The following is a 23578-nucleotide window of genomic DNA, read 5'->3' on the forward strand; positions in this document are numbered from 1 at the left end:
CAGTCATGCCGGGCCCGGAGGCCAGCGGCCCTGTTGCAGGACCGCGAAAAACATAACGGGGGCGTCGGTGGCGCGGTACGCGAGGAGGTCGACGCCGGCGCAGCCGGCCGCCTCCGCTCGTCGGCAGTCGTCTGCGATGCGGTCCGGGTCTCCGGCGAGGCGGGTGGGGTGCCCCAGCGGCTCTCCTGAGATCGACCGCGCTGACGCCCACGGCGTCCCACGGCACGCTCGCCGGGACGGTCAGCAGGATCCGGGCGTCGTGGCCGGCCTGGCGGAACGGCGCGGCTCCGTCCCCTGCGCTGGTGAGGTCGTCCGCCAGGATGACGATGGGACCGCTGGGAGCGGCGGGCCTTCGTCGACGCCCGGGCGGGCCCGCAGGGCGTCGCGCCTGCGGGCCCGCCCGGGCACTTCGGTCAGGACGGGTCGCCGTACTGGAGTCCGCGTCCGTTGGTGCCGATGTAGACGCGGCCGAACGTGTCGGGATCGCCGGTGACGATGCCCATGCCGCCGATGCTGCCCCACTGGTGGGCGTCGTCGTTGACGCGCAGCCAGGTGGCGCCCTTGTCGGTGGAGCGGAACACCCCGGTGACGTCCTTGACGGCGCCGATCAGGTACAGCGCCTGGTAGGAGGCGCCGGGCGCGGCCTTGCCGAAGCCCAGGGCGGAGGCGGACCGCACCGTGTCGAGCGCGGTGAAGGTGCGGCCGCCGTCGGTGGAGTGAAGCAGCCCCTTGCCGGAGCCGGCGATCCACAGGTCTCCGGCGACGCCGGGGACGGCCGTGAGGCGGCCGTCGGGCAGGCCGGTGGCGCGGGCGGTGAAGGTCGCGCCGGCGTCGGTGCTGACGTGGAGTGCGCCGCCGGCCAGGGAGTAGAAGGTCCTGGCCGAGGACCGGTCGGCGACGACCACGGCGCCGGCGCCCAGCCCGCTGACCTTCGACCAGCTCGCGCCCTTGTCGGACGAGCGGTACGGGGCCTGGCCCGCCTCGGTCCACACGATCGTGGAGCCGTCCGCCGCGAGTGCGACATGGCCGCTGTCGGCGCCGGCCACCGGCTCCGACGTGAAGCCGCGCCAACTGCTGCCGCCGTCGGTGGAGTAGGCGCCGTCCTGCGCGCCGCCGCGACCGACCCGCACCAGCACCGACGGGTTGGACTGGGCGAAGTCGATGTCGGTGCTGTTGCTCATCGTCGGGTTGCTCAGCCGCCCGGCGGGCACCTCGGTCAGCGAGTCGTGCCGGAAGCCGCCCTGGTCCCCCATGGAGGTGACGACGGCGGCGCCGCCGGGCGGGGCGACGGCGTCCGCCAGCGCGGTCTCCTCCAGCCCCCGTGCCCCCACGGTCCAGTGACTGGTGCGGCCGCTGTCGGAGGCGGTGGCGTCCTTGCTGCGCCAGATGCCGTTGCCGGTGCCGTACAGCACATGTCCGGAGTCGAAGGGGTCGATGGCCAGGGCGGTCATCCAGTGCCCGATGCCGGCGCCGATGTACGGAGCGGCGGAGGCGTCCCGCACCGACTTGTCGGCCAGGGCCTTCCAGGTCGCGCCGCCGTCGGTGGTCCGGTAGATCTGGTCCTCGGGCCACCAGCGGTCGAGGGTGGTGACCATCACCGTGGACGGCTTCTGCGGGTCGACTGCCAGACCGGAGAACCCGTAACTGCCCCGGGAGGGGGAAACGTCCTTCCATGTGCCGCCACTCGGCGTGTACTTCCGCACCGAGCCCGCCGTCACGCCGTTGGGCCCGAGGGCGTCGGTGTACGTCAGGTACAGCGAGCCGTCGCCGGAGACCACGCCGTGCTGCGGCAGTTGGCCGGTGGGCTGCCCGGCGACGGCCTGCCACGTGCCGCCCCCGTCGGTGGAGCGGTACAGGGAGACGGATCTGTCGGCGACCCCCACGTAGACCGTCCTGCTTCCGGCCGGACCGTACGTCACGAAGGAGATCCCTCCGCCGCTGCCCGCCTCGTCCTTGACGGGGAACGAGGAGACCTGACCCCATGTCACACCGTGATCGCCGCTTCGCCACAGGCCGTTCTTCCGCGTGCCCAGCAGCAGGGTGGCGGGGTCCGCGGGGTCGACGACGAGCCGCTCGCCCGCCCCGCGGCCGTCCTCGTTGCCGCCCAGCTTGAAGGGCAGTTCGGTGCGCTGGAAAGTGCGGCCCCGGTCGGTGGAGCGCAGGATCGCGCCGTTGCCGGCCCACTCGTTGGTGTAGGTGCCCGCCCCGAGGTAGAGCCGGGCGGGGTCGGCGGGGTCGGTGGCCAGCGAGTCGATGCCCAGCAGGTTCCAGTCCTTCTCGCCGAACCGGTCGGTGAGCGGGATCCACTGCTCGGCCCCGGTGTCCCAGCGGTAGGCGCCGCCCATGTCGGTGCGCGCGTACAGCAGGCCCTTCTCCCGCGGGTTGAACACCAGCCCGGTGACGTAACCGCCGCCCACCACTTGGGCGTTCTTCCACGAGTAGGGACCGGTCGCGGCCTTGGTCTGCGCGGCGCCGGACCCAGGGGTCTGGGTCCCGCCGACCTTCACCAGCTTCCACTGCTGGTTGGTGCTGCCCCTGCTCGGATACTGGACGACGGTCGCGCCGTCGGCCGTGGAGCCTGCTGAGACGTCCAGGACCAGGCCGCTCCTGCGGGACGTGAAGGTGACGGCGTCGGAACCGCTCACATCCTTGATCTTCCACTCCTGGGAGGTGGAGGAGCTGTCGGTCTGCTGCTCGGCGGCGGCCGACCGGGCGGTGGAACTGCCCGCTATCCCCAGCACCTTGCCGCTGTTGCGGTTCACCAGCTCGTAGTAGCCCTCCCCCGCGGGCTTGAGCCTCCACTGCTGGTTGGCGGTGTTCTGGTCGGTCCACTGCTGGATGCGGGTGCCGTCGGCGGTCGAGAACCCGTTGACGTCCATCACCTTGCCGCTGCGCACCGAGACCAGTCGGTAGTACGCACCGGCGTCGACCGTCGCGGCCTGCGAGTCCTCCTGCACGAACACGAGATACGGCAGGACGACGGCGGGCACGCCGAGCAGCAGACCGGTGGCGGTCCAGCGACGGCGGTGACGCCCGCGGCGTCCGCCGTTCGTGGGGTTGTTCATGGGGAAGACGTTCTCCTTGCATACCGATCACCAGACACGAGCGAATCCAGACACCTCGATGACCGGATCCGACTCCTTGTGGTCACAGGCTCCGCAAAGGGTTGCCATGATCCAGAAACATTTCCGAGTCGCCGACCGGGGCGGCCTCTCCCGCGAGACCATGCACCAGCGTCTGCGCACCGTGGAGCGTCTCCTCTCGACCGGAGTCAGGGGACCAGCGCACCGAGCTCCATAAGGCCGTCACGGCCCTCGCCGTGCTGCGAGCCGACTGGCCTGTGGTCCCCTTCGATGACGTTCACGGAGCTGGGGGACCTCAAAGCGTGGATGCGCAGGCGGCGTTGGGGGAGAATGACCGCCATGACGTACGAAGGCTCCTCCATCGACCCGACCAAGCCCAGCATCGCCCGCGTCTACGACTACTTGCTCGGCGGCAAGGACAACTACGCCGTGGACCGCGAGATCGGCGACGTGTTCAAGCGCGACCTGCCCGGTTCGGTCGCCATCGCCTTCGCCAACCGCGCGGCGCTGACCCGGGCGGTCAGGGAGATCGCGACGACCACCGGCATCCGGCAGTTCATCGACCTCGGCAGTGGCCTGCCCACCGCGGACAACGTCCACCAGGTCGCGCAACGTCACGCTCCCGAGTCCCGGGTCGTCTACGTCGACACCGACCTCCAAGTACTGGTCCACGGCCGCGCGTTGCTGGAGAACAACGACCGGACCCGTGTCGTCGCGGTCGACGTGCGCGACCCCGAGGGCATCCGCACGCACCCCGACACCCGCGGGCTGATCGACTTCTCCCGTCCCGTCGCCGTCATCCTCAGCGCCATCCTCCACCACGTCAACGACGACGAGGACCCGGCCGGCATCGTCCGCTACTGGCGCGACCAGGTCCCCTCCGGAAGCTACTTCTTCATCAGCCACTTCCGCTCCGGCAACAACCCGGAGACCGAGGAGGCCGAGAAGGTCCTCCAGCAGACGTTCGGCCGCGGCCGGTGGCGCACGGACGCGGAGATCGCCTCCCTGCTGGACGGCTTGGAGATCCTCGACCCCGGGATCGTCCCCGCGTCCCTGTGGCGCCCCGAGGAGCGCGACAACCCGTGGTCCGCCGCCGGAAATCGAGAACTCACCGTCTGGCAACACCTCATCGCCGCCGGCCTGGCCCGCAAGCCGTAACCGCGACCCCCTGCCGGGTCGGCCCTCCGTGGGTAACCTGCGTGAATGAAGCGGATTCAGCGTGCCGCGGGCGCGATCGTCGGCTCAGCCGTCGGTGACGCCCTGGGCGGTCCCTTCGAGTTCGGCCTCCAGGGGGCGTTCTCCGCACGGTTTCCCGCGCCCGGCACCGGCTGCGAGATGTGCGGCGGCGGTGGCTGGGACCCGGGCGAGGCCACCGACGACACGCAGATGGCCGTCCTGGTCGCGGAGTCGCTGCTCGAACGGGGCGGACTGGACCTGCCGGACATCTTCAGCCGCTTCCAGCGATGGGCGGCATCTGACCCCAAGGACATCGGGCTGCAGACCGAAGACGTCCTCACCAACGGCATGCCCTGGGACCTCGCTGCCGCGATCCATTTCCAGGTCAACCAACGAGCAGCAGGAAACGGCTCCTTGATGCGGGCGTCGACGTCCGCGGTTCATTTCGCGTCCGCCGGTCAAGCGGCCACCATGGACGCGGCCCGCCGCATCGCCGCCCTCACCCACGGCGACCGCGCGGCCTGGGAAGGCACCGCGATCTTCCACGAACTCATCCGGGTCATCCTCGACGGCGCCGATCCCCTCACCGCGCTGCCGGACATCCTGGCACTCGTGCACCCCGACCACCGCGGTCGCTACGCCACCGTCCTCGCGCCTGACTGGCACCCCGATCAGGCCACTGAGTTCAACGGCGCCGTCTGGCCCTGCCTCGGCTCCGCCGTCTGGGCCCTGCGCACCACCGCCGGCTTCGAGGACGCGCTGCGCGCCGCGGTCGACCTGGGCGGCGACACGGACACCGTCGCCGCGGTGACCGGCGGCCTCGCGGGGGCGTACCACGGGCTGGCGGCGATCCCCGCCCGCTGGACCCAACCGCTCCACGTCCCCCTGCCCGGCTTCGACGGACGAGTTCTGCGCCTGCCGGATCTGCTCCGGCTCGCCCACCGCCTCGCAGGGTGAACCGTGACTCCCTCCACGAGAACACCGCACGAGGGACTCTGTATGACGGGGCCGGTCGTCAGGTCCTCTTCAGTTCCTCGGCGAGCATCACCAGGATGCCGCTGGGGCCGCGGACGTAAGTGAGTTTGTAGATGTCTTCGTAGGTCGCCACGCCGCGCAGGGGACGGCAGCCGTGCTTTGCCGCCGTCTCCAGGGCTGCGTCGATGTCGTCGACCGAGAAGGCGACGCGATGCATGCCGATCTCGTTGGGTCGAGTGGGCTCCGTCTCGATCGCTTCGGGGTGGATGTACTCGAAGAGCTCGAGGCGGCCTTGGCCGTCCGGCGTCTGGAGCATCGCGATGTCGGCGTGGTTGCCGTCGAGGCCGACGGCCGTGTCGGTCCACTCACCGCTTACCGTGTCGCGGCCGACGACCGTGAGGCCGAGGTCGGTGAAGAAGGCGATCGCCGCTTCGAGGTCGCGTACGGCGATCCCGACGTTCTCCAGTTTGATGCCCATGCCTCGCATGCTACCGAGCCGGACCGACAGGGCCCTTCTGACAGGGACGCAGGAGCAGGGCGTGTTCAGCCCGAGGAAGACGGGAGGGAGGGCGAACGCCGGCCAGGCATAGGGGGTTCCCTCATGCTTCGGCCGGTCCGACGCGGAACGCTGGTCCGGCAACCCGCTGCCGCGGCGGCGAACCGAACAGAAGGACACTCATGAGACGTCACTCCGTAATCCGCAACGCAGGGCTCGCGTCGGGAATCGTGGCGGCGCTGCTGTCAGGCGGCGTCGCGCATGCCACGGACGACGAACCTGGGTCGGCGGGCACGGCGCCGATCAGCAACTCCGCCAGCGGCCCGTCGATCTCCGCCGACGGCCGCTACGTGGCGTTCGCCTCACTGGCAAGGGACCTGGTGCCGGGCGACACCAACCGGGCTGACGACGTGTTCGTACGCGACCGGCAGACCGGCGTCGTCACCCGGGTCAGCGTCGACTCGGCGGGCGGCCAGGCCGACAACGCGAGCCGGAACCCGTCGATCTCCGCCGACGGCCGCTACGTCGCGTTCGAGTCCTTCGCGACGAACCTGACGGCCGGTGACACCAACCGCTACCGCGATGTCTTCGTTCACGACCTGCAGACCGGTGAGACGACCAGGGTCAGCGTCGGCAGGGACGGCGAGCAGGCCGACAGCGAGAGCTTCCATCCGTCGATCTCCGCCGACGGCCGGTTCGTCGCGTTCGACTCCCCCGCGTCGAACCTGGTGTTCGGCGACACCAACGACATCCATGACGTCTTCGTGCGCGACCGGCAGTCCGGTGAGACGACCCGGGTCAGCGTCGACTCCAACGGCCGGCAGGGCGACGACATCAGCCAGGCGCCGTCGATCTCGGCGGACGGTCGCTACGTCGCGTTCTCCTCCTCGGCGAAGACCCTGGCCCTGTTCCCCGACACCAATCGTGCGGACGACGTGTTCGTGCACGACCGGCTGACCGGCCGCACCGACCGGATCAGCGTCGGCCCCCAGGGCGAGGAGGGCAATTCCGCCAGCCGCACGGCGGCCATCTCGGCCGACGGCCGCTACGTCGCGTTCGAGTCCACCGCGTCCAATCTGGTGGCCGGTGACACGGGCAACTCGACCGACACCGACATCTTCCTGTACGACCGGGTCACCCGGACGACGACGCAGGTGAACCTCGGCCCCGACGGCCTCGGCGACAGCCGGACCCCCGGTCAGGAGCGGACGACGCTCTCCGCCGACGGCCGCTACATCGCGTTCGTGTCCGGCGAGGACAAGCTGGTCACCGGCGACACCAACTCGAGCTGGGACGTGTTCGTGCGCGACCGCGTGACCGCCACCACGACCAGGGTCAGCGTCGCCGGCGACGGCGCCCAGAGCGACGGCTCCAGCTTCAGCGCCGCGATCTCGGCCGACGGCCGCCACGTCGCCTTCACGACCAGCGCGACGAACCTGGGCGGTGACGGCACCAGCCGCAGGTACAACCTGTACGTACGCGACCTCGGCAACTGAGGGGCGGGCCGCCGTGGCGTCCTCAGTCACGCGCGACGGCGGCCCACACACCGGCCAGGGCCGTGCGACCGGAGACGCCGACCTTCGTGTAGACCCGGCTCAGGTGGACCTCGACGGTCTTGGGACTCAGATGCAGCCGGAGACCGACGTCACGGTTGGTCAGCCCGTCCGAGACCAGTCTGACGATCTCGACCTCCCGGGCCGTCAGGTCGAATCGCCCGGCGCCGCTCTCGGGCCGGGGGCCGCGCGCGTTCATGCGTCGCTCTTCACGCGCCACCTGCGGCAGGAACAGCCGCGCATCGCACTGGGCGAACAACGCGCGGGCGGACACGAGATGTGCACGGGCCTGCTCGGTCGCTCCGCCGGCGCCGAACGCCATGGCCGCGAGCAGGTGCGCCCGCCCGGCCTCCACTGCCGCCCCGATCCGGCCGAACCCGGCGGCAGCGGCGACGGCGAGCGGTGCGGCCGCCGCCGGATCCGTCGGCAGCGTGGCGATCGCGCGGGCCTGCTGTGCCATGGCGGTGCGCAGCGGAAGCTGCAGCCGACCGGCCGCCTCCTCCGCCCGGTCGGCCCAGGCCGCGGCCGCGGCGACCTGGCCGGCCGCGACCTCCGCCTCCGTGAGCATCAGGTACACCAGGGGCCTGGTGCGCACGCCCACCGCGGGCAGCTCGGCGCCTCCGCCACGGGTGAGCAGCAGCTCGATGCAGGCGTGGGGATCGCCCGCGTGCAGCATCGCCTGCGCGAGCATCGCCTCGGCCTGGCCGCTGCGCCAGGAGCTCATGGCCGTCGCCTGGTCGTCGACGCCGATGGCCTCCTCGCCCAGCCGGATCGCCTCGGTCAGGTCGCCGCGCCAGGTGGTGATCCAGCACCCGAAGGTCAACGCCATGACGCGCAGTTCCTCGCTGCCGGTCAGCTCCGCCGACTCCAGGCTGTCGTCGAAGCAGGTCGTCGCCTCCGCCAGCTCCCCGAGGTAGGCGTGCACCATGCCGCGGATCGCGATCAGCAAGGCGATCTTGTGGGACTGTCTGCTCGCCCGGGCCAGGTGAAGGCCACGGCTCACGTGCCGGCTCGCCGCCGTGAGCCGGTCGGCGGAGATCTCCGACCAGCTCAGCCAGAACGCCGCGTCGATGTCACGGACGAGCTCGCTGTCGGGGAGCGCGTCGAGGAGTGCGGCCGCCTCGTCAAGACGGTCCGCCCGCCGGTCTATGAGCGTCGCGGCCGCCAACGCCGTCGCCAGCAGCATCGGATCCCCGACGTCCCGCGCGGCGGAGATCGCCTCCTCCACCCGGTCCTGTCCGTGCTCGCGCTCGACGCTTTCACCGGCGACGAGCGCGACGAGCAGGACGGCCGCCGAGTGGGCGTCGACGTCTTCGACGCGTTTCCACTCGCGGTGCAGCATCGCCCTGGCCTCGGTGTAGCGCCCGAGGATCTGCTCCACCGTGGCGCAGGCCCGCGCCGTCTGGGCCCTGATCTGGGTGAGTTCGGGGGGCAGGAGGCGCAGCACTTCGTGCATGGTCTCCCTGGCCTGCCGCAGGTCGCCCGTGGCGCCGAGTGCATGTGCCAGCCGGCCGAGCAGGATCAGGCGCTGCGGCGTGGCCGACTCCGTGTCGGGCAACAACCGGATGGCCGCGCGCAGGAAGTGGCCGGCGGTCGTCGGCGTGGTGTCCATCGTCGCCTCGGCCGCCTCGGTGAGGGCCGCGACCGCCTCCAGGTCACCGCGGAGGGCGGATCGCTCCACGTGCCGGGCGAGCTCAGCCGGCGGCGCGCCCCTGCCGCGGAGTGCCGACGCGGCCCGGCCGTATGCCTGGAGCCGCCAGCCGGGACCGGCATCCTGGTAGGCGATGCTGCGCACCAGCGGATGGCGGTAGCGGAACCGGCCGGTCGCGCCGTCCAGCCGTATCAGGTCGCGCTCGGCGAGCCGGTCGAGCGCGACGAGGACGGGCCCGGGGTCCATCGCCGCCGTCTCGGCGAGAGAATCGGCCTCGAAGTCGTCGCCCACCACTGCTGCGGCGTGCGCGACGACGCGCTCCTGCGGGGTCAGCGCGGCCAGCTCGCCGGCCAGCACCCCGTGGACGGCCACCGGGAGCGCCCCGTCGGGGTGGAGCGCCGCGTCGCCGACGGCGATGCCCCGTTCCCCGGCCCGCACGAGGGCTTCCAGGTAGAACGGGTTGCCGCCGCTGGCCCGGTAGAGCTCTTCCCGCCGGGAGCGGCCCAGCCGTTGCGGCATGAGGTGGCCGGCATCGGCTTGGCTCAGCGGGGCGAGTTCCAGGAGCTCGGCCGCCCCGTCGGTCGCGGCGCGGGCCAGCGCGTGCCACAGTCGCAGCGACGTCTGCCGGGGCCTGGCCGCCAGTGCCAGGACGAGCCGCGCCTGGGGCGGGTGGCGCAACAGGTGGTCGAGCAGTTCGACCGAACCCTCGTCCGCCCAGTGCAGATCGTCGAAGACGAGCACCAGCCCGGACGGCTCGGCGAGCAGCTCCAGCAACGCCCGCACCGCCCGGTGCAGCCGGTAGCGCTCCGCGTCGACCAGGTCGGCGGGCCCGGCGGCGGGAAGCGCCGGGAAGATGCTCGTGAGGAGTGCGAGCTGCTGCCCACCGAGGGCGGCGAGACGCTCGGGTCCCAGCTCGGCGAGGCGGTCGTCGAGCGCGTTGACGAACACGCCGAAAGGGATGTGGGACTCGAACTCCGCCGCGCGGGCGCCGCGGACCGTCCAGCCCTCGGTGTCCGCGAGGTTCCCCAGCTCCGTCAGCAGCCGGCTCTTGCCGATCCCCGGTTCGCCGGTGATCGCGACGCACCACGTGTCGTCCTCGCCCGCCAGCACCCTGCGCAGGATCGCGACCTCTCGCGCCCTGCCGGGTAACGTGCCGACGGGCTTGCCTCTCACTTCGTCAGTCATGCTGGCGTCGACTCGCTTTCCGTCCGCGACCAGGCGATGTTACCGGCGTTCAGCGTGCCCGGCAGGCGGTCCGGCCGATCACCTTCGCGGTCCGGCCGATCACCCCCGCGCCCGCCGGACGTGCCGCGGCACTATCGAGCGGTTCTCCCCAGCGAGTACGCTCCCCACCGCGCGCCGGCGACCGGTCGGGAACGCGGGCCGAGGCGTCGCACCGCAACCGCAGCGGCCGAAACGGTGTCTCCTCACCCGTGGCCCGATGCTTCGCAGGGGGCGGACACCGGGCCGTACGGCGGCCGTGGGGGGGATGGAAATGGACACATGGGCAGTGCCCGGATACACCGAGTCACTGGAACTCGGGGCCGGGGCGAGCGGACGGGTCGTCCTGGCCGTGCACGAGGAGACCGGCGTTCCGGTGGCGGTCAAGTACCTCAGCGAGTCACTGCGCACCCGGCCCGGCTTCGTGCAGGGGTTCAGGGCTGAGGCGCGCCTGCTCGGCGGGCTGGAGAGCCCTTACGTCGCCGACCTGTACGAGTACGTGGAGAGTCCCGACGGCGCCGCCATCGTGATGGAGCTGGTGGACGGCGTGTCGTTGCGGACCCTGCTCACCAGGGCGGCGCCGATCGAGCCCGAGGCGGCGCTCGTGGTCCTGAAGGGATCGCTGCTCGGCCTGGCCGACGCGCACCGCGTCGGTGTCGTCCATCGCGACTACAAGCCGGAGAACGTCCTGGTCGTGCCGGACGGCTCGTCCAGGCTCGTCGACTTCGGGATAGCCGTGGACGTGGGCGCCAGCAGCAGCGCGGCCGGCACCCCGTCCTACATGGCCCCGGAGCAGTGGACCGGGTCCCCCGTCTCCCCGGCCGCCGACGTGTACGCGGCCACGGCCACGTTCTTCGAGTGCCTGACGGGCCGTCGGCCGTTCACCGGCGACAATCTCGCCGAGCTCGCCCTGCAGCATGTCGACGGGCCGATTCCCGCCGACGAGGCCCCCGAGGCGGTGCGGGACCTGGTGCGACGCGGCCTCGCGAAGGACCCGCTGGAACGTCCCGCACACGCCGAGGCGTTCGTCGCGGAACTGGAGACGGCCGCCGGCGCCGCCTACGGCTCCGACTGGGAGGAACGCGGACGCGGCCGGCTTGCCGCCCTGGTGGCGCTGGCGCCGCTGCTCCTGCCCTCGGCCCGCAGTGCCCCGCCGAGCAGCACGACGGACACCGCGCGCACGGTCCTGGGCAGCGGAGCCGCTCCCGGCGGCGCGCGGTCGTGGCTGCCCGGCCGGGCGGGGGCCCTCGTCTCCGCGGCGGCCGTGCTCCTGGGCGTCCTCCTGACCTACCAACAGCAGCACGCCCCGGAAGTCGCACCGCAACAGGCGGCGCAGGCCCTGGCCACCAGCAGCGCCGAGGCAGCCGCGGAACCGGTCGCGTCCGCCTCTCCGACCACCACGGCCGACCCCTCCGCGTCGCCGTCCTCGACCGCCTCGTCCACCGCGTCGCCCGGCCCCTCGGACTCGGCCTCGGCTTCTGTCTCCGCCCCGGTGACCACCGACCCGGGCGAGCCCTCGGCGTCCGCCGCCACGACTCCGGCCGAGGAGACGACGCCCGGCGGACCCACTGCCGGGGCCACGCCGACGACCGCCTCCCCGACCCCGCCCTCGGCTCCCGCCGTGAAGGACGTCGCCGTGACGGGCTTCCGGCAGACGGGGTCGACGACCGGCACGGCGACCCTCACCGTGACGACGGACGGAACCGGCCCGCTCACCGTCAACGTCTCGTGGTACACGGGCGCGGGTCGCGGACTCGGCACGGCGGACGGCGCGTCCCAGTCCTTCGCACGCAGCGGATCCACCCAGTACACCCTCACCGTCGACCACACCTTCCGGGGCACTGGCTGCTACTGGGCCATCGGGGCGACCACGACCCCCGCCTCCGCCGACGGCGGCGCCTCTCAACAGCTCCTGACCAGGCAGTGTGAAATCAGATGACCGCTCCCCACGACCGCACTCCCGCCTCCGCCGAGGACAGCGAGCCCACCCAGGTCCTCGGCGGCGTCGCCGAGCGCGCCCCGAGCGCCGGGCCCGGCCCGGAAGACGCCGACTACAGCGCCACCGTGCTGGCCAGTCACTGGATCCAGCGGCCGCCCGACGCGGACACGACCCTTGTGGACTCGACCCTCGTGGACTCGACCCTCGTGGACTCGAACCTCGTCGCGCCGCCCTTCACGCAGACTCCGGCAGCGCCGGCGCCCGCACCGGACCGCGTCGAAGGCACGATGCTGCGGTTCGGGCCGGGCGTGACAGCGGCCGTCGCCCAGCGCACCCATCGGACGCTGCCCTCGATGCCGCCTCGTCCCACGCCGCCTCGGCGGCGTCTGCGCAGACACGCCCTGCCTGCGCTGGTGCTGATCGGCGTCATCGCGCTCCTCGCCTGGCAGCGCATCGGCCCCTCTCTGACAGTGGGCGGGGTGAAGGTCGTGGCGCGGCCGACTGTCGTGGGGTGCGACGACACAGCGGACGTAGTCGGTCTCGTCGCCACCAACGGCCGGCCGGGCACGCTCTCGTACCGCTGGATCCGGAGCGACGGCACGGCCTCGGGCGTCCTGCGGGAAGTGGTGGCCGAGGGCCGGCGTCAGGCGCGCCTGCACCTGCTGTGGACCTTCCAGGGCAAGGGCCACTACGCGGCGCGCGCCGAGCTGCGTCTCCTCTCCCCCGTCGACCGCACCGTCGTCACCGATCTCACCTACGACTGTCCCTGAGCGACTGCGCAAGCCCGACCGGTCGTACGACCGTACGTGCCGAGCCCCGGGGAAATGCAGCGAATGAAAGCCGACATGTTGCCGTCGGCGAGAAGAATGCGGCGCCTGCGGCAAGCTCCGGCGCGTCGTCATCCGAACGGACTCCGGCGAGCCCGTGGGCGGCGCCTGCCACATCTTCGTCCGGGAGTGCGACCGCTGGGCATCTCTTGGGTGGATCCAGGCTCAGTGGGCCGTCACGGGCTCGCCCTCGGACGGCTCCACGGCCCGATTCGGAGCCAGGAACGCGGCGATCACCGCACCGACCACGAAGAACCCGGAGCCAAACGCGAGGGTGGCCGTGTAACCCTCTACTCCGGCCTGCGCCGCGGCCAGCGCGCTGGGCCTGTGCGAAGTCAGGTAGTCGGTCGCGGCCGACGAGGCGACGGTGGTCAGCAGTGCCGTGCTGATGGAGCCGCCGATTTGCTGACCGGTGTTGAACAGCGCCGAGGCGACACCCGAGTCCTCGTGGTGAATGCCCGAGGTCGCCCCCGGGATAGCGGTGGTCATCACCGCGCCGATGCCCAGACCCAGCAGGATCATGCCGGGCACCGTGCCGCGACGAGGATCTCGAAGCTGCCGGCCGCGCCGCCGACGACGGACGCGGCCCCGAAACCTGCAAGCCGATCACGAAGAGGGTGCGTCGGCCCAACAGGTCGCCCAGTCGGCCGCCGAGCAGCAGCAGGCTGCCGAACGCCAGCGCGTAACCCGTGATGACCCACTGCCTGCTGCTGACCTCGTCCGCGGGACCGATGTCGTAGGCGCGTACGGCCACAGCCCCGAGCGCCTGACCTCGATCGCGGAGAGCGCGTTCGCCTTGCTGCCCCGTCCGCGCCAGCACTGAGAAGGACACAGCCGGCCTCGTTGCACAGGCATCTGATGCGGTCGGCCCACCTCGACGCCGCGGAGGCACGGCGGGCGCAGCGGGCAGTGGACGAGCCCCCCTGCGACCGGTGACGGGCCGCTCGCAGGGTGCCGACGGGCCGCTCGCAAGGCCCGCTCCCCCGTGCGTCAGGCGACGGTGGTGCGGGTGGTCAGCATGCCGATCGGCCCCGACCACCGGCCCTTCTCCGCCGTGTGCTCCCGCTCGGCCAGCTCCCTGGCGAAACACCGCAGCAGGTCGTGCATGCGGTAGCGGCCCGTGGGCGTGACCTCGACCAGGTGGCTGTCCAACAGCTGCTCCGCGGCCCACTCCGCCCGCGCGTGGGAGACGTCGAGCACGTCGGCCAGGTGGGACAGCCTGATCTCCGGCTCGCGCGACCGGCCGAAGAACAGGAAGGTCCGCACGAGCGTGCGGTCGGCGTCGTCTACGCGTGTCAGGTCCTGGTAGCTGTCGGCGAGACTGGCCCGGGCCTCCAGGCCCGCGACGCGCAGCGCGCCCAGACGGTCGCGTTCGTCGGCGAGCCGGCTCGCGAGGGCGTCGACCGACAGATCCGTGCGGGCGGCCAGCCGCGCGGCGGTGATCCGGAGCATCAGCGGTAATCCGCCGCAGTACGAGGCCAGCGCGCGCAACGCCCGGGAGCTCGGACCGGCCCGCTCGTCGCCGAGCAGCTGCCGCAGCGCGGCCTCGGCCTCGGGCGCCGGCAACGGACGCAGCCGGGCGCGCCGGGAACCGTGCAGGGCGACGAGACTGAACCGCGAGGTGACGAGCAGGGCGCTGCGTTTGCGGGCGGGCACGAGGGAGCGTATCTGCGCGGCCGAGGCGGCGTCGTCCAGCACCACCAGGACCTTGCGCTCGGTGAGCGTGGTGCGCAGCAGGGCCGCGCGCTCGGCGGCCCCGGCGGGGAGCTGCGCCGGGGGGAAGCCGAAGCCTCGGAGCAGCCGGTCGACGACGTCGGCCGCGGGCAGTGGCTCCGCCATCGGTCGCGGTCGGCGCAGCTCCACGTACAACTGGCCGTCGGGGTAGTGGGCGGCGGCCCGGCCGACGGCGCGCAGCGCTACGACGGACTTGCCGACGCCGGGCGGCCCGGTGATGACCTGGACCGGGGCGGGGTCCTGCGCGTTGGTCAGCCAGGTCACGACGGAGTCGACCTCTTCGTCGTGACCGCGCAGGCCGGGCGCGCAGTACGGCATCTGCCAGGGGCGGGGGGCGGTCTCGTGCGGGTCGGCGGCGTCCGTGTGCACCGCCTGTCCGGCGATTCTTCGGTGCGCCGCCTGCCACGGCGCCGGGTTCAGCCCGCAGGCGCACACGAGGGCGGTGACGAACTCCTCCCGAGGGAGGGTCGTCCGGGCGAGCACCGAGGCGATCGTCGAGCGGGGCAGCCGGTGCCCGGCCCGTCTGGCCCGGCTCTCCAGCTGGCGGTAGGTGAGTCCGGTGCGGTCCTTCAGCAGCCGGAGCACCGCCACGAGTTCACGTTCGGTGTGAAGCCCGGCCGGGTCCGGCAGCGGACAGTCGGCGTTGAGCGGGATGTCCGTGGTCATCGTTTCTTCCCCCTGATGAGTCAGTGGGTCTGCTCAGTCTCTGACGGTGAAGGGCGGGTCGTCCGGCGTGCAGACGCGCGCCTGCGCGGGCGCACCGCCGAGCAGGTATCGGGTGGTGATCTCGTCGGCGCACGCGCTCATGCCCAGCGCGGTGTGGCCGATCATGTCGACGGTGACGAGCTCGGCCCGGCCGAGCTGTTCGGTCAGCCGTTCCGCGAAGCGGTACTGGGTGACGGGGTCGTACAGGTTGCCGATCACGAGGACGGGCCGGTCCGTGGGCCGGTCCCATGGTCCGGTGTACCGGTCGGCCCGGGCGGGTCGCTCCGGCCAGGTGGCGCAGACGGCCGACTCCATGGCGATCATCCGCCCGAAGTGCGGCGCCGTGCGCTCCCAGCGGCCGGCGCGCCCGGGCCAGGTCCGGGGGCTCGCCGGATAGGGCTTGTCCAGGCAGTTGTAGGCCGGTTCCGAGTCGTCGCCCCGGTACGGCGGCTCGCTGACGCCGTCGTCGTCCTCGTTGTCGTCGTCCGCTGCAAGAGTCCGGTCGTGCACGCTCGGTGCGGTGGGTTCGGCGCCGGCCGTTCGCGGGGTGTGGGGCGCGGCGTCCAGGAGTGCCAGCGTGCGGGCGAGGCCGGGGAGACGGGAGGGGGTGGCGAGGGAGTCGGCGAGCAGTGAGGTGACGGCGCTCAGGGTCATGTCGGCGCCGTCGGGCAGCCGCAGCGAGCCGCCGCGCAGTCGGGTGAGGATGCGGTCGAGCCGTCGGCGGGGGTCGCCCGCGCTGAACGCGCAGAGGTCGTCCGCGGCGTCGCACACGCGCAGGAACTCGGTCAGCGCGAGCTCCATTCCCGCCGCGCGCTGCCGGTCGTACGCGAGGCCGTCGGCGGAGCGCAGTCGGGGGTCGACGGCGCCGTCCAGCACCATGGCGTCGATGCGGCGTGGGTAGAGGTTGGCATAGGTGGCGCCGAGCAGGGTGCCGTACGAGAAGCCCACGAAGCTCAGCCGGGACTCCCCGACGGCCTGTCGCAGCCGGTCCAGGTCGCGGGCGGCGTCGAGGGTGGTCATGTGTGGGAGCAGGGGGCCGGCGTGCTGCGCGCAGGCGGCGGTGTGCCGGGCGGCGGCCGCCATTGTCGCGGCGACCTGCTTCCCGCCGACGGGCACGACGAGGCGGCCCTGGAGGGCGCTGTCGTGTTCGCTCTGGCTGCGGAAGCACGTGAGCGGATCGCTCAGGTTGACGCCGCGCGGGTCGAAGCCGATCACGTCGTAGCGGGCGAGGACCTCGGGCTCGAGGAAGCGCTCGGCGCGGTAGGCGGTGTGGAGTCCGGAGCTGCCGGGCCCGCCCGGGTTCACGAACAGGGCGCCGCGGCGACGCTCCGGGTCGGTGGCCCGGTGACGCAGCAGCACGATGTCGACCGAGCCGTCGGCCGGGTGCGCGCCCCCTCGGTCCCGTCGGCCGAACTGGGCCTGCGCGCGGAGTCGACCGGCGCGTCCTTCCGTCTGCGGCGCGAGCGGGCGCACACCCGCCCGGTGTACTTCCGCGCCGGGTACGGACGTCTGGAGTTCGGCGACGACCTCGCGGCCTTCCTCGCGCCGGGAGCCAGGCTGGAACCGGAGCCCGGCGCACTGCTCGCCCTGATGCACGGTCAGGCCGCCCCCGCCGACCACAGCCCGCTGCCGGGCGTGCGCCGCCTCACCCTCGACACCGAGATCCGCGTCGACGCGGACGGCGTCACCGTGACCCAGACGCCGCCCGAACTGCCCGTTGCGCGACGGCTCGAGGACGCCGTACGCGACGCGCTCGCCCGCAACGGGGACCACTATGCGATCGGCTACAGCGGCGGAGTGTCCTCCGCCTATCTGGCCGTGGTCGCCGCCGGCGCCGGTCACCGCGCCCGCGTGGTCCACGCCGACCTGGGACTGCCCGGGCAGCGCCCGCCGGCGGCGGTCCCCCTGCTCGATCCGCGACCGGTGAGGGTGGACCCCTGCGCCCTGGTCGACCACCACACGGTGACCGGCGCCGAACTGCTGCCGCCCCTGCCGGAGTTCGTCGCCCCCCGCAGACTGCACGCCGCGCTCTCGGGCGAGAGTGCGCTCCCGGTGGTCTCCGGCGCGCTGCTCGCGTCCCTGGTCTCCGTCAAACTCCCGGACGTCCCGCGCGGCCCGCGCTCCTGGCGACTGCTCACCTGCGAGCCCTTCCACATCTCCGGCGCCCTCGACACGCTCGCCGACGCCGTCGAACTCCTCGACAACCGCGTCGTCTACACCCCGGGCAGACGCCCCGGATCAACCGGCGAACCCGACGCCCAGCAGATCGGCGCCCCGCCGCCGCCCTCACCTACCGGCGGCAGCGGACTGGGCTGGCTGACCGAGGAGGGCAGACAGGCCTACGAGACGGCGCACCGCGGGTCGATGGCCGTGTGGCAGGACCGCCTCGACGCCCTGCAGCCCGTCGTCGGAACGCTGATGGGCGGACTCGAGGAGCGCGGAGCCGACGGCGCGTCGCTGCCCGCCGCGGACCCGGAGGTGCTCGCGGCCGCCCACGCCCTGCCGCCGCGCGCCCGGGGCCGCATCCGGCGCGGCGCCCTGCAGAACCACCTGCCCCTGCACCGCGTCCTGGCCGCGGCCGGGGTGGACGGGCTGTCCAGGGCGTCGCACGGGCACTGGCTGCGGCTGTGCGCCGCCGGCTACCTCCACCGCGAACGCAGGAAGATCACGGCGGAACTGGGCCGGGAATGCGCGCTCGGCGATCTGGGCCTGGTCGATCCCGCCGCCGTCCTCGCCGACCTCCAGGACGGTGCGGCTCTCTCCGCGAAGGCCCTGCCGCTGCTGCGTCTCGTCTGGCTGGACCGCTGGCTGAGGGAGCGCTCATGACCGCCGGGGCCCCGCCCGCCGCGGGCGCCGCGCTCGCCCTAAGGTCCGCCGTCACCCTCACCTTCCTCCCGTTCGGCGGGGCCGTGCTGGCCGACGGCCGCACCCTCGCCGTACTCGACCTCCGGCAACGCGAGGCCGCGCTGGTGGAGCGACTGCTGCACCAGGGCATGCCGCCGGCGGAGGCCGGACCGTGGCCCGCCCGTGTCGCCGTCCGGCTGATCGCGGCCGGCTGGCTCGTCACCGATCGGAGTGAGTGACCGATGGCCCTGACCGTACTCGCCGACCTCGCCCTCGCCGCCCTGACGGGTCCCCTCGTCGTCGCGGGCGTCGCCAAACTCGCCGCCGACCCCGAGCGGCTGTCCTGGCCCGTCCGCTCGGGACCGCTCGCCGCCCCGGCGGGCCCCCGCCTGGTGGGCGCGGCCGAACTGCTCGCGGCGGCCGGGGCAGTTGTGCTGCCCACGCGGTGGGCGGCAGCACTCGCGTGCCTGGCCTACGCGTGCCTGACCGTGGCCGCCGTCCGCACCCGGGGCCGCAGGTGCGCCTGCTTCGGACTGGCCCGGCTCGCCTCCGTCGGCAAGGCCCACATCGGCGTCGACGCCGTCGGGCTGCTGCTCGCGGCAGCGGCCCTGGCGCTGCCCGCCCACGGTGGCGGCCTGCTGTGGCGGGCGTGCGGCGCGGCCGTCGCCTGCGGGGCCACCCTGGGCGTCCTGACGACGATCGACCGGCGGCAGCGCTCAGCGCAGGACTCCTCCCCCAGGTGCGCCGAACAGATCAGCTCCGTACGGATGTACGTCGCGGACGACTGTCCGTCCTGCCGGTCCCTCAAGCACCTGCTGGCCGCCGGAGAGCCCCAGCGGCTCGCCGCCGTCACCATGGTCACGGTGGCCCGCGAGGCCGAACTGCCCGGCGCGCTGCACGGGCTGGGCGTCCCGTGCGCGGTCGGACTCGACGACGCGGGGCAGCCGGTGTGCGCCCCGGCCTCGGGCATCGGCGCGGTGAAGGCCCTGGTCGACGCCGTCACCCTGACCGGGACACCGGCAGGTGCCCGTGTCCGATGACTTCGACCGCACCCGCCGCTACCGCCGCACCGCACCAGACGGCCTGGCCGCACTCGAACTGACCGGCCCCGTCCATCCCTCGGTCCGGGAACGCAACCCGGCCGCGGTCCAGTGGCGCGGGCTGACCCTGGACCCCGCCCTGGCCGGACTCGTACCGGGCCGGGCTCGCCCCGACCACGCCGACCTGCACCTGCGCGACGATCCGGGCAGACCCTGGCGACTGCCCGTCCCCGCGCTGCTGCCCTCGACCCTGGCCTGGCACCCGCGGCTGCCCCTGCTCGCAGGACTCGCGATATCCGCACGGGACCGCACCGCGTACCTGTGGACGGCCGACTACGCCTCCCGCACGGCCCGCACCCACCCGGGCGTACCGGCCGCCACCGGGCTGACCGCGCTCGGCCCGTCCGGTCAGGGACCGGTCGGCTGGCTCGACGACGGCAGGGTCGCCCTCCTCCTCGCGGACCGCACAAGCCGGGACCGGCGACGGCCCGAGGCCCCCCGGGCGACTCCGGCGACTCGCGCGAATCAGGAGACGCAGGAGGCCCAGCAGCGGGGAGAGCGGGACCGGGAACAGCAGACGGCCGGCCGGGCGGAGGTGGGCGAGCCCTACAGGCCCGTGCGTCTGGAGGCCACCGGTCCACGCTTCGTCACCTTCGAACCGGACGAGGACGTGTTGCTGCACCTCGCGGGCACCAGGGTCGCCGTTCTCGACCCGGACGAGGGGACGCCGCTCTTCCTGACCCCTCCCCTCTTGGTCCGGGAACTGCGCGCGGCCGGTCCCGCGGACCTGCTCCTCGAACACGCCCACGGCACGGGCGACAGCCAGGACGACAACGGACTGCGGTGGACGCGCTCGCTCGTCTCCATCGGCCACCCCGGCAGGCTGCGCCACACCGACGTCCCCGGGCTCCTCCCCTTACAGCCCGGCTCCCCGCAAACGCGCAGGGCCGCGCCGACCACCGGGGACGAGGACGCGTACGGCGACGGGAACGGGGGCTGGGATGCTTCGGCGGGAGCGCCCGCGGATTCAGCAGCCCCCGCCGACGCCACGGTCCGCGGGGCCACGGCCGCCCCCATGGCTGCCGCCGTCCGCGGGGCCGCCGCCGTCCCCACGGCTGGTATCGATGCCGTCGAGACCGCCGACGCCGGTGTCCGCAGGCACCGCGTCGACACCGGATTCGGCCCGGCCGCGCTCACCGTCCTCCCCCACGGCACGGGCGCGTGGCTGCTGTGGATCCGCGCCCTGCGTCACGGAGAGCGGCCCTCGTCGGCGGCCCCGGTCTTCCTCACCGCGGGCCGTCACCGCAGCGCGGTCCTCGATCTGCCGTTGCACTGGCCGGACGACGCCACGCCGAAGGTGCCGCAGGCTCAGATCGTCGCCGCCGTCGAGGAGTCCGTCGCCCTCCTGCACACCGAGCACCCGTCGCCCGTCATGGTCGGCGGGCACAGTTTCGGCGCCACCCTGGCCCTGTACGCCCTCGCGCACGCGCAAGGCCCGGCGGGCGCCGTCGCGCACAGCGGCTGCTACAACCGCACGCTGACGCCGACGGGCTTCCATTACGAGCGCCGCACCCTGTGGCAGGCCCCTGAGGTCTACCGCGAGTTCAGCGCCCTGAACTTCGCCGACCGGCTGCGCGGGCCCGTGCTCCTCGTGCACGGCGCCGAGGACGCCAACCCGGCCACCCCTGCGGACCAGGCCGTCGGCCTGTACCGGGCGATCGTCGCCACCGGCGGCCACGCACGGCTGCTCCTGCTGCCCGGCGAAGGACACACCGTCCACTCCCGGGAGGCCCTTCGCGCCGTCGTTGAGGAGCACGACGACTGGCTGGGACGCCGCTGAATGCCTCGTGACGACCGCGGCGCCGACCACGCCGTCCCGCTGCGGGAGCTCGCCCGCAACGCGCGCTTCGCCGTGCAGCTCGCCTGGCGGGCCGACCGGCGCAGTCTGCTCCAGGTGCTCACCGCGCAGTGCGTCTCCGCCCTCGGACTCGTCGCGGTCCTGCTGCTCCTGCGGCAGGTCGTGGGCGGCGCCCTGACCGGCGCCGGAGCGGGCCCGGCCTCCCCTCCCGGAGCACAGGTGCTGATCCCGGTGATCGCCGGGGTCGCGGCCCTCGGCACCGCTTCCGGGGTCCTCAGGGTGGCCGCCGCCGCCCGGCAGCGCATCCTCGCGGTGAAGGTGGACCGCTACGCCGTGGCGAGCGTGCTGCGCGCCGCCGACCGGGCCGAACTGGCGCGGTTCGAGGACCCGGCGTTCCACGACCGGCTGCAACGCGCCGTGTTCGCCTCCCGTTCGCAGCCGGCCATGGTGGTGACCGCGCTGGCCGGCGCGCTCCAGGCGATGCTGACGGTCTGCGCGGTCAGCGGGGTCCTGCTGATGACCGTCTGGTGGCTGCTGCCGCTGGCGCTGATGTCGGTGATCCCGACGCTGCGCGCGTCGCGCGAGGAACGCAGCGCGGGCTACGGCCTGCACCGCGCGCTGTCCGAGAACCGGCGGGCCCGGCAGTACCTGGAACGGCTGCTCACGGGCCGGGAAGAGGCCAAGGAGATCCGCTCCCTGCACCTGGGCCCGACGCTGCGCGGACGCTGGGACGAGCAGTTCCAGCGCGAGATCACCGAGGCCGAGGCCATGCACCGGCTGCACGCGCGCCGCAAGATCACGGCCCGGCTGACCGGGGACCTGACCACGGCGGCGGTGATCGGCACGATGTGGTGGCTGGTCGCGACGGAGACGGTCGGGCTGCCCACCGCGCTGACGGCACTCGTCGGCCTGTGGCAGATCTCCCTGCGGATGCAGATGATCGGCGCTCTGGTCAACGGCCTCGGCGAGTCCGTCCTCTACCTCAGGGACCTGCGTGAGTTCGGCGTCACGGAGGACGCGGACGGCGAGGACTCCCGGCCCGGGACCGCCCGGGACGGCTTCGTCTCGCTGCACGCCGAGTCGATCGGCTTCCGCTATCCGGGCATGACCACGCCCGTCCTCAAGAACGTGGGCGTCACCCTGCGGGCCGGCGAGATCGTCGCGCTCGTCGGCGTGAACGGATCGGGGAAGACGACGCTGGCGAAGATCCTCTCCGGCCTCTACCGGCCGGACAGCGGGCAGTTGACGTACAACGGCGAACCGGACCCGGAACCGGGAACGCTGCGGGACACGACCGCCGTGGTCTTCCAGGACTTCGTCCGGTACAAGCTGTCGGCCGCGGACAACATCACGTACGGCAGACCGCAGACGCCCCCCGACCGCGCCCGCGCCGCCCGGGCGGCCGAACGAGCCGGGGCCCATGCCTTCCTCGATCGACTGCCCCGGGGCTACGACACCGTCCTCGGCAAGGAGTTCAGCGACAGCGCCGACCTCTCACTGGGTCAGTGGCAACGGCTGGCCCTGGCCCGCGCCTTCTACCGCGACTCGGACTTCGTGGTGCTCGACGAGCCCTCGGCCTCCCTCGACCCGCAGGCGGAGGCCGAGCTCTTCGGACGGATCAGAGAGCTGTTCGCCGACCGCACGGTCCTGCTCATCACCCACCGGTTCGCCAACGTGCGCGAAGCGGACCGGATCTATGTGCTCGACGGCGGCGAGGTCGTCGAACAGGGCGATCACGACAGCCTGTTGAAGGCGGACGGCGTCTACACACGCCTGTACCGCCTTCAGGCCGACGCCTACCAGGACGCGTAGCCGCGCTGTCCGGGTGACGCCGTCCACGGGCGGACGCGGAGCGCTTGACACCGCTCCTCGGACTCCCTCATGCTCATTCCACTAAACAATTAGTGGAATGATGGTGCCATGATCGAGTTCCGGATCGACCGCCGCTCCGGAGTCGCCACCTACGTCCAGCTCGTCCATCAGGTCAAGCACGCACTGCGGCTCGGTCTGCTGGGGCCGGGGGACCGCCTGCCGACGGCGAAGGAAGTCGTCGCGGCCACGGCGCTCAACCCCAACACGGTGCTGCGGGCCTACCGCGAACTGGAGCGGGACGGCCTGGTGGAGCCGCGCCAAGGACTGGGCACCTTCGTCCGCAAGTCCCTCGCGACGCCGGCGACAGCGGCCGGAGCACCCCTGCGCGACGAACTCGAACGCTGGATGTCGGCGGCACGCGACGCGGGGCTGGAGCGCGAGGACGTGGACGCCCTGTTCCAGGACGTCGCCGACGCGCAGTACCTGACGACCGAAGGAGTGGAGCCCGTTGAGTGACAAGGAAGCCGCAGAGGTGCTGAGCGCCCGGGGACTCGGCAAACGTTACAAGCGGGGCTGGGCGCTCCAGGACTGCACCTTCGGGCTGCCGCGCGGCCGGGTCTCCGCCCTCGTCGGCCCCAACGGGGCGGGCAAGAGCACCCTCAAC

Annotated in this window: 18 protein-coding genes and 1 pseudogene; 12 read left to right on the plus strand and 7 right to left on the minus strand. The window is 73.0% G+C overall.

Annotated features, from left to right (window positions below):
- Positions 1-413 precede the first annotated feature (413 nt).
- Positions 414-3065 (minus strand): RICIN domain-containing protein, encoded by a 2652-nt coding sequence (locus ABT300_RS27665; RefSeq protein ID WP_351680998.1) that lies wholly within the window; start codon positions 3063-3065, stop codon positions 414-416.
- A gap of 357 nt (positions 3066-3422) precedes the next feature.
- Between ABT300_RS27665 and ABT300_RS27670 the strand changes: the two genes are divergently transcribed.
- Positions 3423-4241, plus strand: coding sequence for an SAM-dependent methyltransferase (locus tag ABT300_RS27670; protein ID WP_351681001.1), 819 nt, complete (start codon positions 3423-3425; stop codon positions 4239-4241).
- Positions 4242-4286: 45 nt separating this feature from the next.
- Entirely contained in the window at positions 4287-5216 is a 930-nt protein-coding gene (locus tag ABT300_RS27675) for an ADP-ribosylglycohydrolase family protein (RefSeq protein ID WP_351681003.1), read from the plus strand.
- A gap of 58 nt (positions 5217-5274) precedes the next feature.
- Here the strand turns inward: ABT300_RS27675 and ABT300_RS27680 are convergent, their stop codons facing one another.
- Positions 5275-5712 (minus strand): VOC family protein, encoded by a 438-nt coding sequence (locus tag ABT300_RS27680; RefSeq protein ID WP_351681006.1) that lies wholly within the window; start codon positions 5710-5712, stop codon positions 5275-5277.
- 200 nt (positions 5713-5912) lie between these two features.
- Between ABT300_RS27680 and ABT300_RS27685 the strand changes: the two genes are divergently transcribed.
- Positions 5913-7226 (plus strand): TolB family protein, encoded by a 1314-nt coding sequence (locus tag ABT300_RS27685; protein WP_351681009.1) that lies wholly within the window; start codon positions 5913-5915, stop codon positions 7224-7226.
- Between the two features lie 22 nt (positions 7227-7248).
- Here ABT300_RS27685 and ABT300_RS27690 read toward each other — a convergent pair whose 3' ends face one another.
- Positions 7249-10119: a helix-turn-helix transcriptional regulator gene (locus tag ABT300_RS27690; protein WP_351681011.1), complete on the minus strand. Its 2871-nt coding sequence runs from the start codon at positions 10117-10119 to the stop codon at positions 7249-7251.
- 310 nt (positions 10120-10429) lie between these two features.
- Between ABT300_RS27690 and ABT300_RS27695 the strand changes: the two genes are divergently transcribed.
- Together ABT300_RS27695 and ABT300_RS27700 are read left to right on the plus strand one after the other, a co-directional pair.
- Positions 10430-12094: a serine/threonine-protein kinase gene (locus ABT300_RS27695; protein ID WP_351681014.1), complete on the plus strand. Its 1665-nt coding sequence runs from the start codon at positions 10430-10432 to the stop codon at positions 12092-12094.
- Positions 12091-12864: a hypothetical protein gene (locus ABT300_RS27700; protein WP_351681017.1), complete on the plus strand. Its 774-nt coding sequence runs from the start codon at positions 12091-12093 to the stop codon at positions 12862-12864. The genes ABT300_RS27695 and ABT300_RS27700 overlap by 4 nt, the downstream gene beginning before the upstream one ends.
- Before the next feature lie 222 nt (positions 12865-13086).
- Here the strand turns inward: ABT300_RS27700 and ABT300_RS27705 are convergent, their stop codons facing one another.
- The 4 genes and pseudogenes from ABT300_RS27705 to ABT300_RS27715 all read right to left on the minus strand — a co-directional run bounded on the left by ABT300_RS27705 (position 13087) and on the right by ABT300_RS27715 (position 16719).
- The gene (locus ABT300_RS27705; protein WP_351681019.1) at positions 13087-13443 is read right to left on the minus strand and encodes an MFS transporter; all 357 of its coding nucleotides are present in this window, start codon (positions 13441-13443) and stop codon (positions 13087-13089) included.
- An 8-nt stretch (positions 13444-13451) separates the two neighbouring features.
- A pseudogene (locus ABT300_RS44560) lies at positions 13452-13675 on the minus strand (MFS transporter); the annotation flags it as partial.
- Between the two features lie 236 nt (positions 13676-13911).
- A complete protein-coding gene (locus ABT300_RS27710) occupies positions 13912-15321 on the minus strand; it encodes an NB-ARC domain-containing protein (RefSeq protein ID WP_351681022.1) in 1410 nt (469 codons plus the stop codon).
- 33 nt (positions 15322-15354) lie between these two features.
- Entirely contained in the window at positions 15355-16719 is a 1365-nt protein-coding gene (locus ABT300_RS27715) for an alpha/beta hydrolase (protein WP_351681024.1), read from the minus strand.
- On the opposite strand from ABT300_RS27715, the gene ABT300_RS27720 reads away from it, so the two are divergent.
- From ABT300_RS27720 to ABT300_RS27750, 7 genes are all read left to right on the plus strand, one after another.
- Positions 16705-18186: a hypothetical protein gene (locus ABT300_RS27720; RefSeq protein ID WP_351681027.1), complete on the plus strand. Its 1482-nt coding sequence runs from the start codon at positions 16705-16707 to the stop codon at positions 18184-18186. The two genes, ABT300_RS27715 and ABT300_RS27720, sit on opposite strands and share 15 nt — an antisense overlap.
- Positions 18183-18443, plus strand: coding sequence for an actinodefensin-associated protein B (gene adfB, locus ABT300_RS27725; protein WP_351681030.1), 261 nt, complete (start codon positions 18183-18185; stop codon positions 18441-18443). Before ABT300_RS27720 ends, adfB begins: the two co-directional genes overlap by 4 nt.
- A 3-nt stretch (positions 18444-18446) precedes the next feature.
- The gene (locus ABT300_RS27730) at positions 18447-19244 is read left to right on the plus strand and encodes a hypothetical protein (RefSeq protein ID WP_351681032.1); all 798 of its coding nucleotides are present in this window, start codon (positions 18447-18449) and stop codon (positions 19242-19244) included.
- Positions 19234-21084 (plus strand): S9 family peptidase, encoded by a 1851-nt coding sequence (locus tag ABT300_RS27735; protein ID WP_351681034.1) that lies wholly within the window; start codon positions 19234-19236, stop codon positions 21082-21084. Before ABT300_RS27730 ends, ABT300_RS27735 begins: the two co-directional genes overlap by 11 nt.
- Positions 21085-22914 carry an ABC transporter ATP-binding protein gene (locus ABT300_RS27740; RefSeq protein WP_351681037.1) on the plus strand — a complete coding sequence of 610 codons (1830 nt, stop codon included), beginning with the start codon at positions 21085-21087 and terminating at the stop codon, positions 22912-22914.
- 108 nt (positions 22915-23022) lie between these two features.
- A complete protein-coding gene (locus tag ABT300_RS27745; protein ID WP_351681040.1) occupies positions 23023-23430 on the plus strand; it encodes a GntR family transcriptional regulator in 408 nt (135 codons plus the stop codon).
- A partial coding sequence (locus ABT300_RS27750) for an ATP-binding cassette domain-containing protein (protein ID WP_351681043.1) occupies positions 23423-23578 on the plus strand: 156 nt, incomplete at its 3' end. The genes ABT300_RS27745 and ABT300_RS27750, both read left to right, overlap by 8 nt.

The organism is Streptomyces sp. NPDC001027, assembly GCF_040299045.1.
Lineage (GTDB): Bacteria > Actinomycetota > Actinomycetes > Streptomycetales > Streptomycetaceae > Streptomyces.

Coding starts and splice junctions, on each gene's coding strand:
- ABT300_RS27680 (WP_351681006.1), bottom strand. CDS start 5,712: ATGGGCATCAAACTGGAGAACGTCGGGATCGCCGTACGCGACCTCGAA.
- ABT300_RS27670 (WP_351681001.1), top strand. CDS start 3,423: ATGACGTACGAAGGCTCCTCCATCGACCCGACCAAGCCCAGCATCGCC.
- ABT300_RS27700 (WP_351681017.1), top strand. CDS start 12,091: ATGACCGCTCCCCACGACCGCACTCCCGCCTCCGCCGAGGACAGCGAG.
- ABT300_RS27690 (WP_351681011.1), bottom strand. CDS start 10,119: ATGACTGACGAAGTGAGAGGCAAGCCCGTCGGCACGTTACCCGGCAGG.
- ABT300_RS27745 (WP_351681040.1), top strand. CDS start 23,023: ATGATCGAGTTCCGGATCGACCGCCGCTCCGGAGTCGCCACCTACGTC.
- ABT300_RS27740 (WP_351681037.1), top strand. CDS start 21,085: ATGCCTCGTGACGACCGCGGCGCCGACCACGCCGTCCCGCTGCGGGAG.
- ABT300_RS27675 (WP_351681003.1), top strand. CDS start 4,287: ATGAAGCGGATTCAGCGTGCCGCGGGCGCGATCGTCGGCTCAGCCGTC.
- ABT300_RS27730 (WP_351681032.1), top strand. CDS start 18,447: ATGGCCCTGACCGTACTCGCCGACCTCGCCCTCGCCGCCCTGACGGGT.
- ABT300_RS27710 (WP_351681022.1), bottom strand. CDS start 15,321: ATGACCACGGACATCCCGCTCAACGCCGACTGTCCGCTGCCGGACCCG.
- ABT300_RS27685 (WP_351681009.1), top strand. CDS start 5,913: ATGAGACGTCACTCCGTAATCCGCAACGCAGGGCTCGCGTCGGGAATC.
- ABT300_RS27665 (WP_351680998.1), bottom strand. CDS start 3,065: ATGAACAACCCCACGAACGGCGGACGCCGCGGGCGTCACCGCCGTCGC.
- ABT300_RS27705 (WP_351681019.1), bottom strand. CDS start 13,443: ATGATCCTGCTGGGTCTGGGCATCGGCGCGGTGATGACCACCGCTATC.
- adfB (WP_351681030.1), top strand. CDS start 18,183: ATGACCGCCGGGGCCCCGCCCGCCGCGGGCGCCGCGCTCGCCCTAAGG.
- ABT300_RS27695 (WP_351681014.1), top strand. CDS start 10,430: ATGGACACATGGGCAGTGCCCGGATACACCGAGTCACTGGAACTCGGG.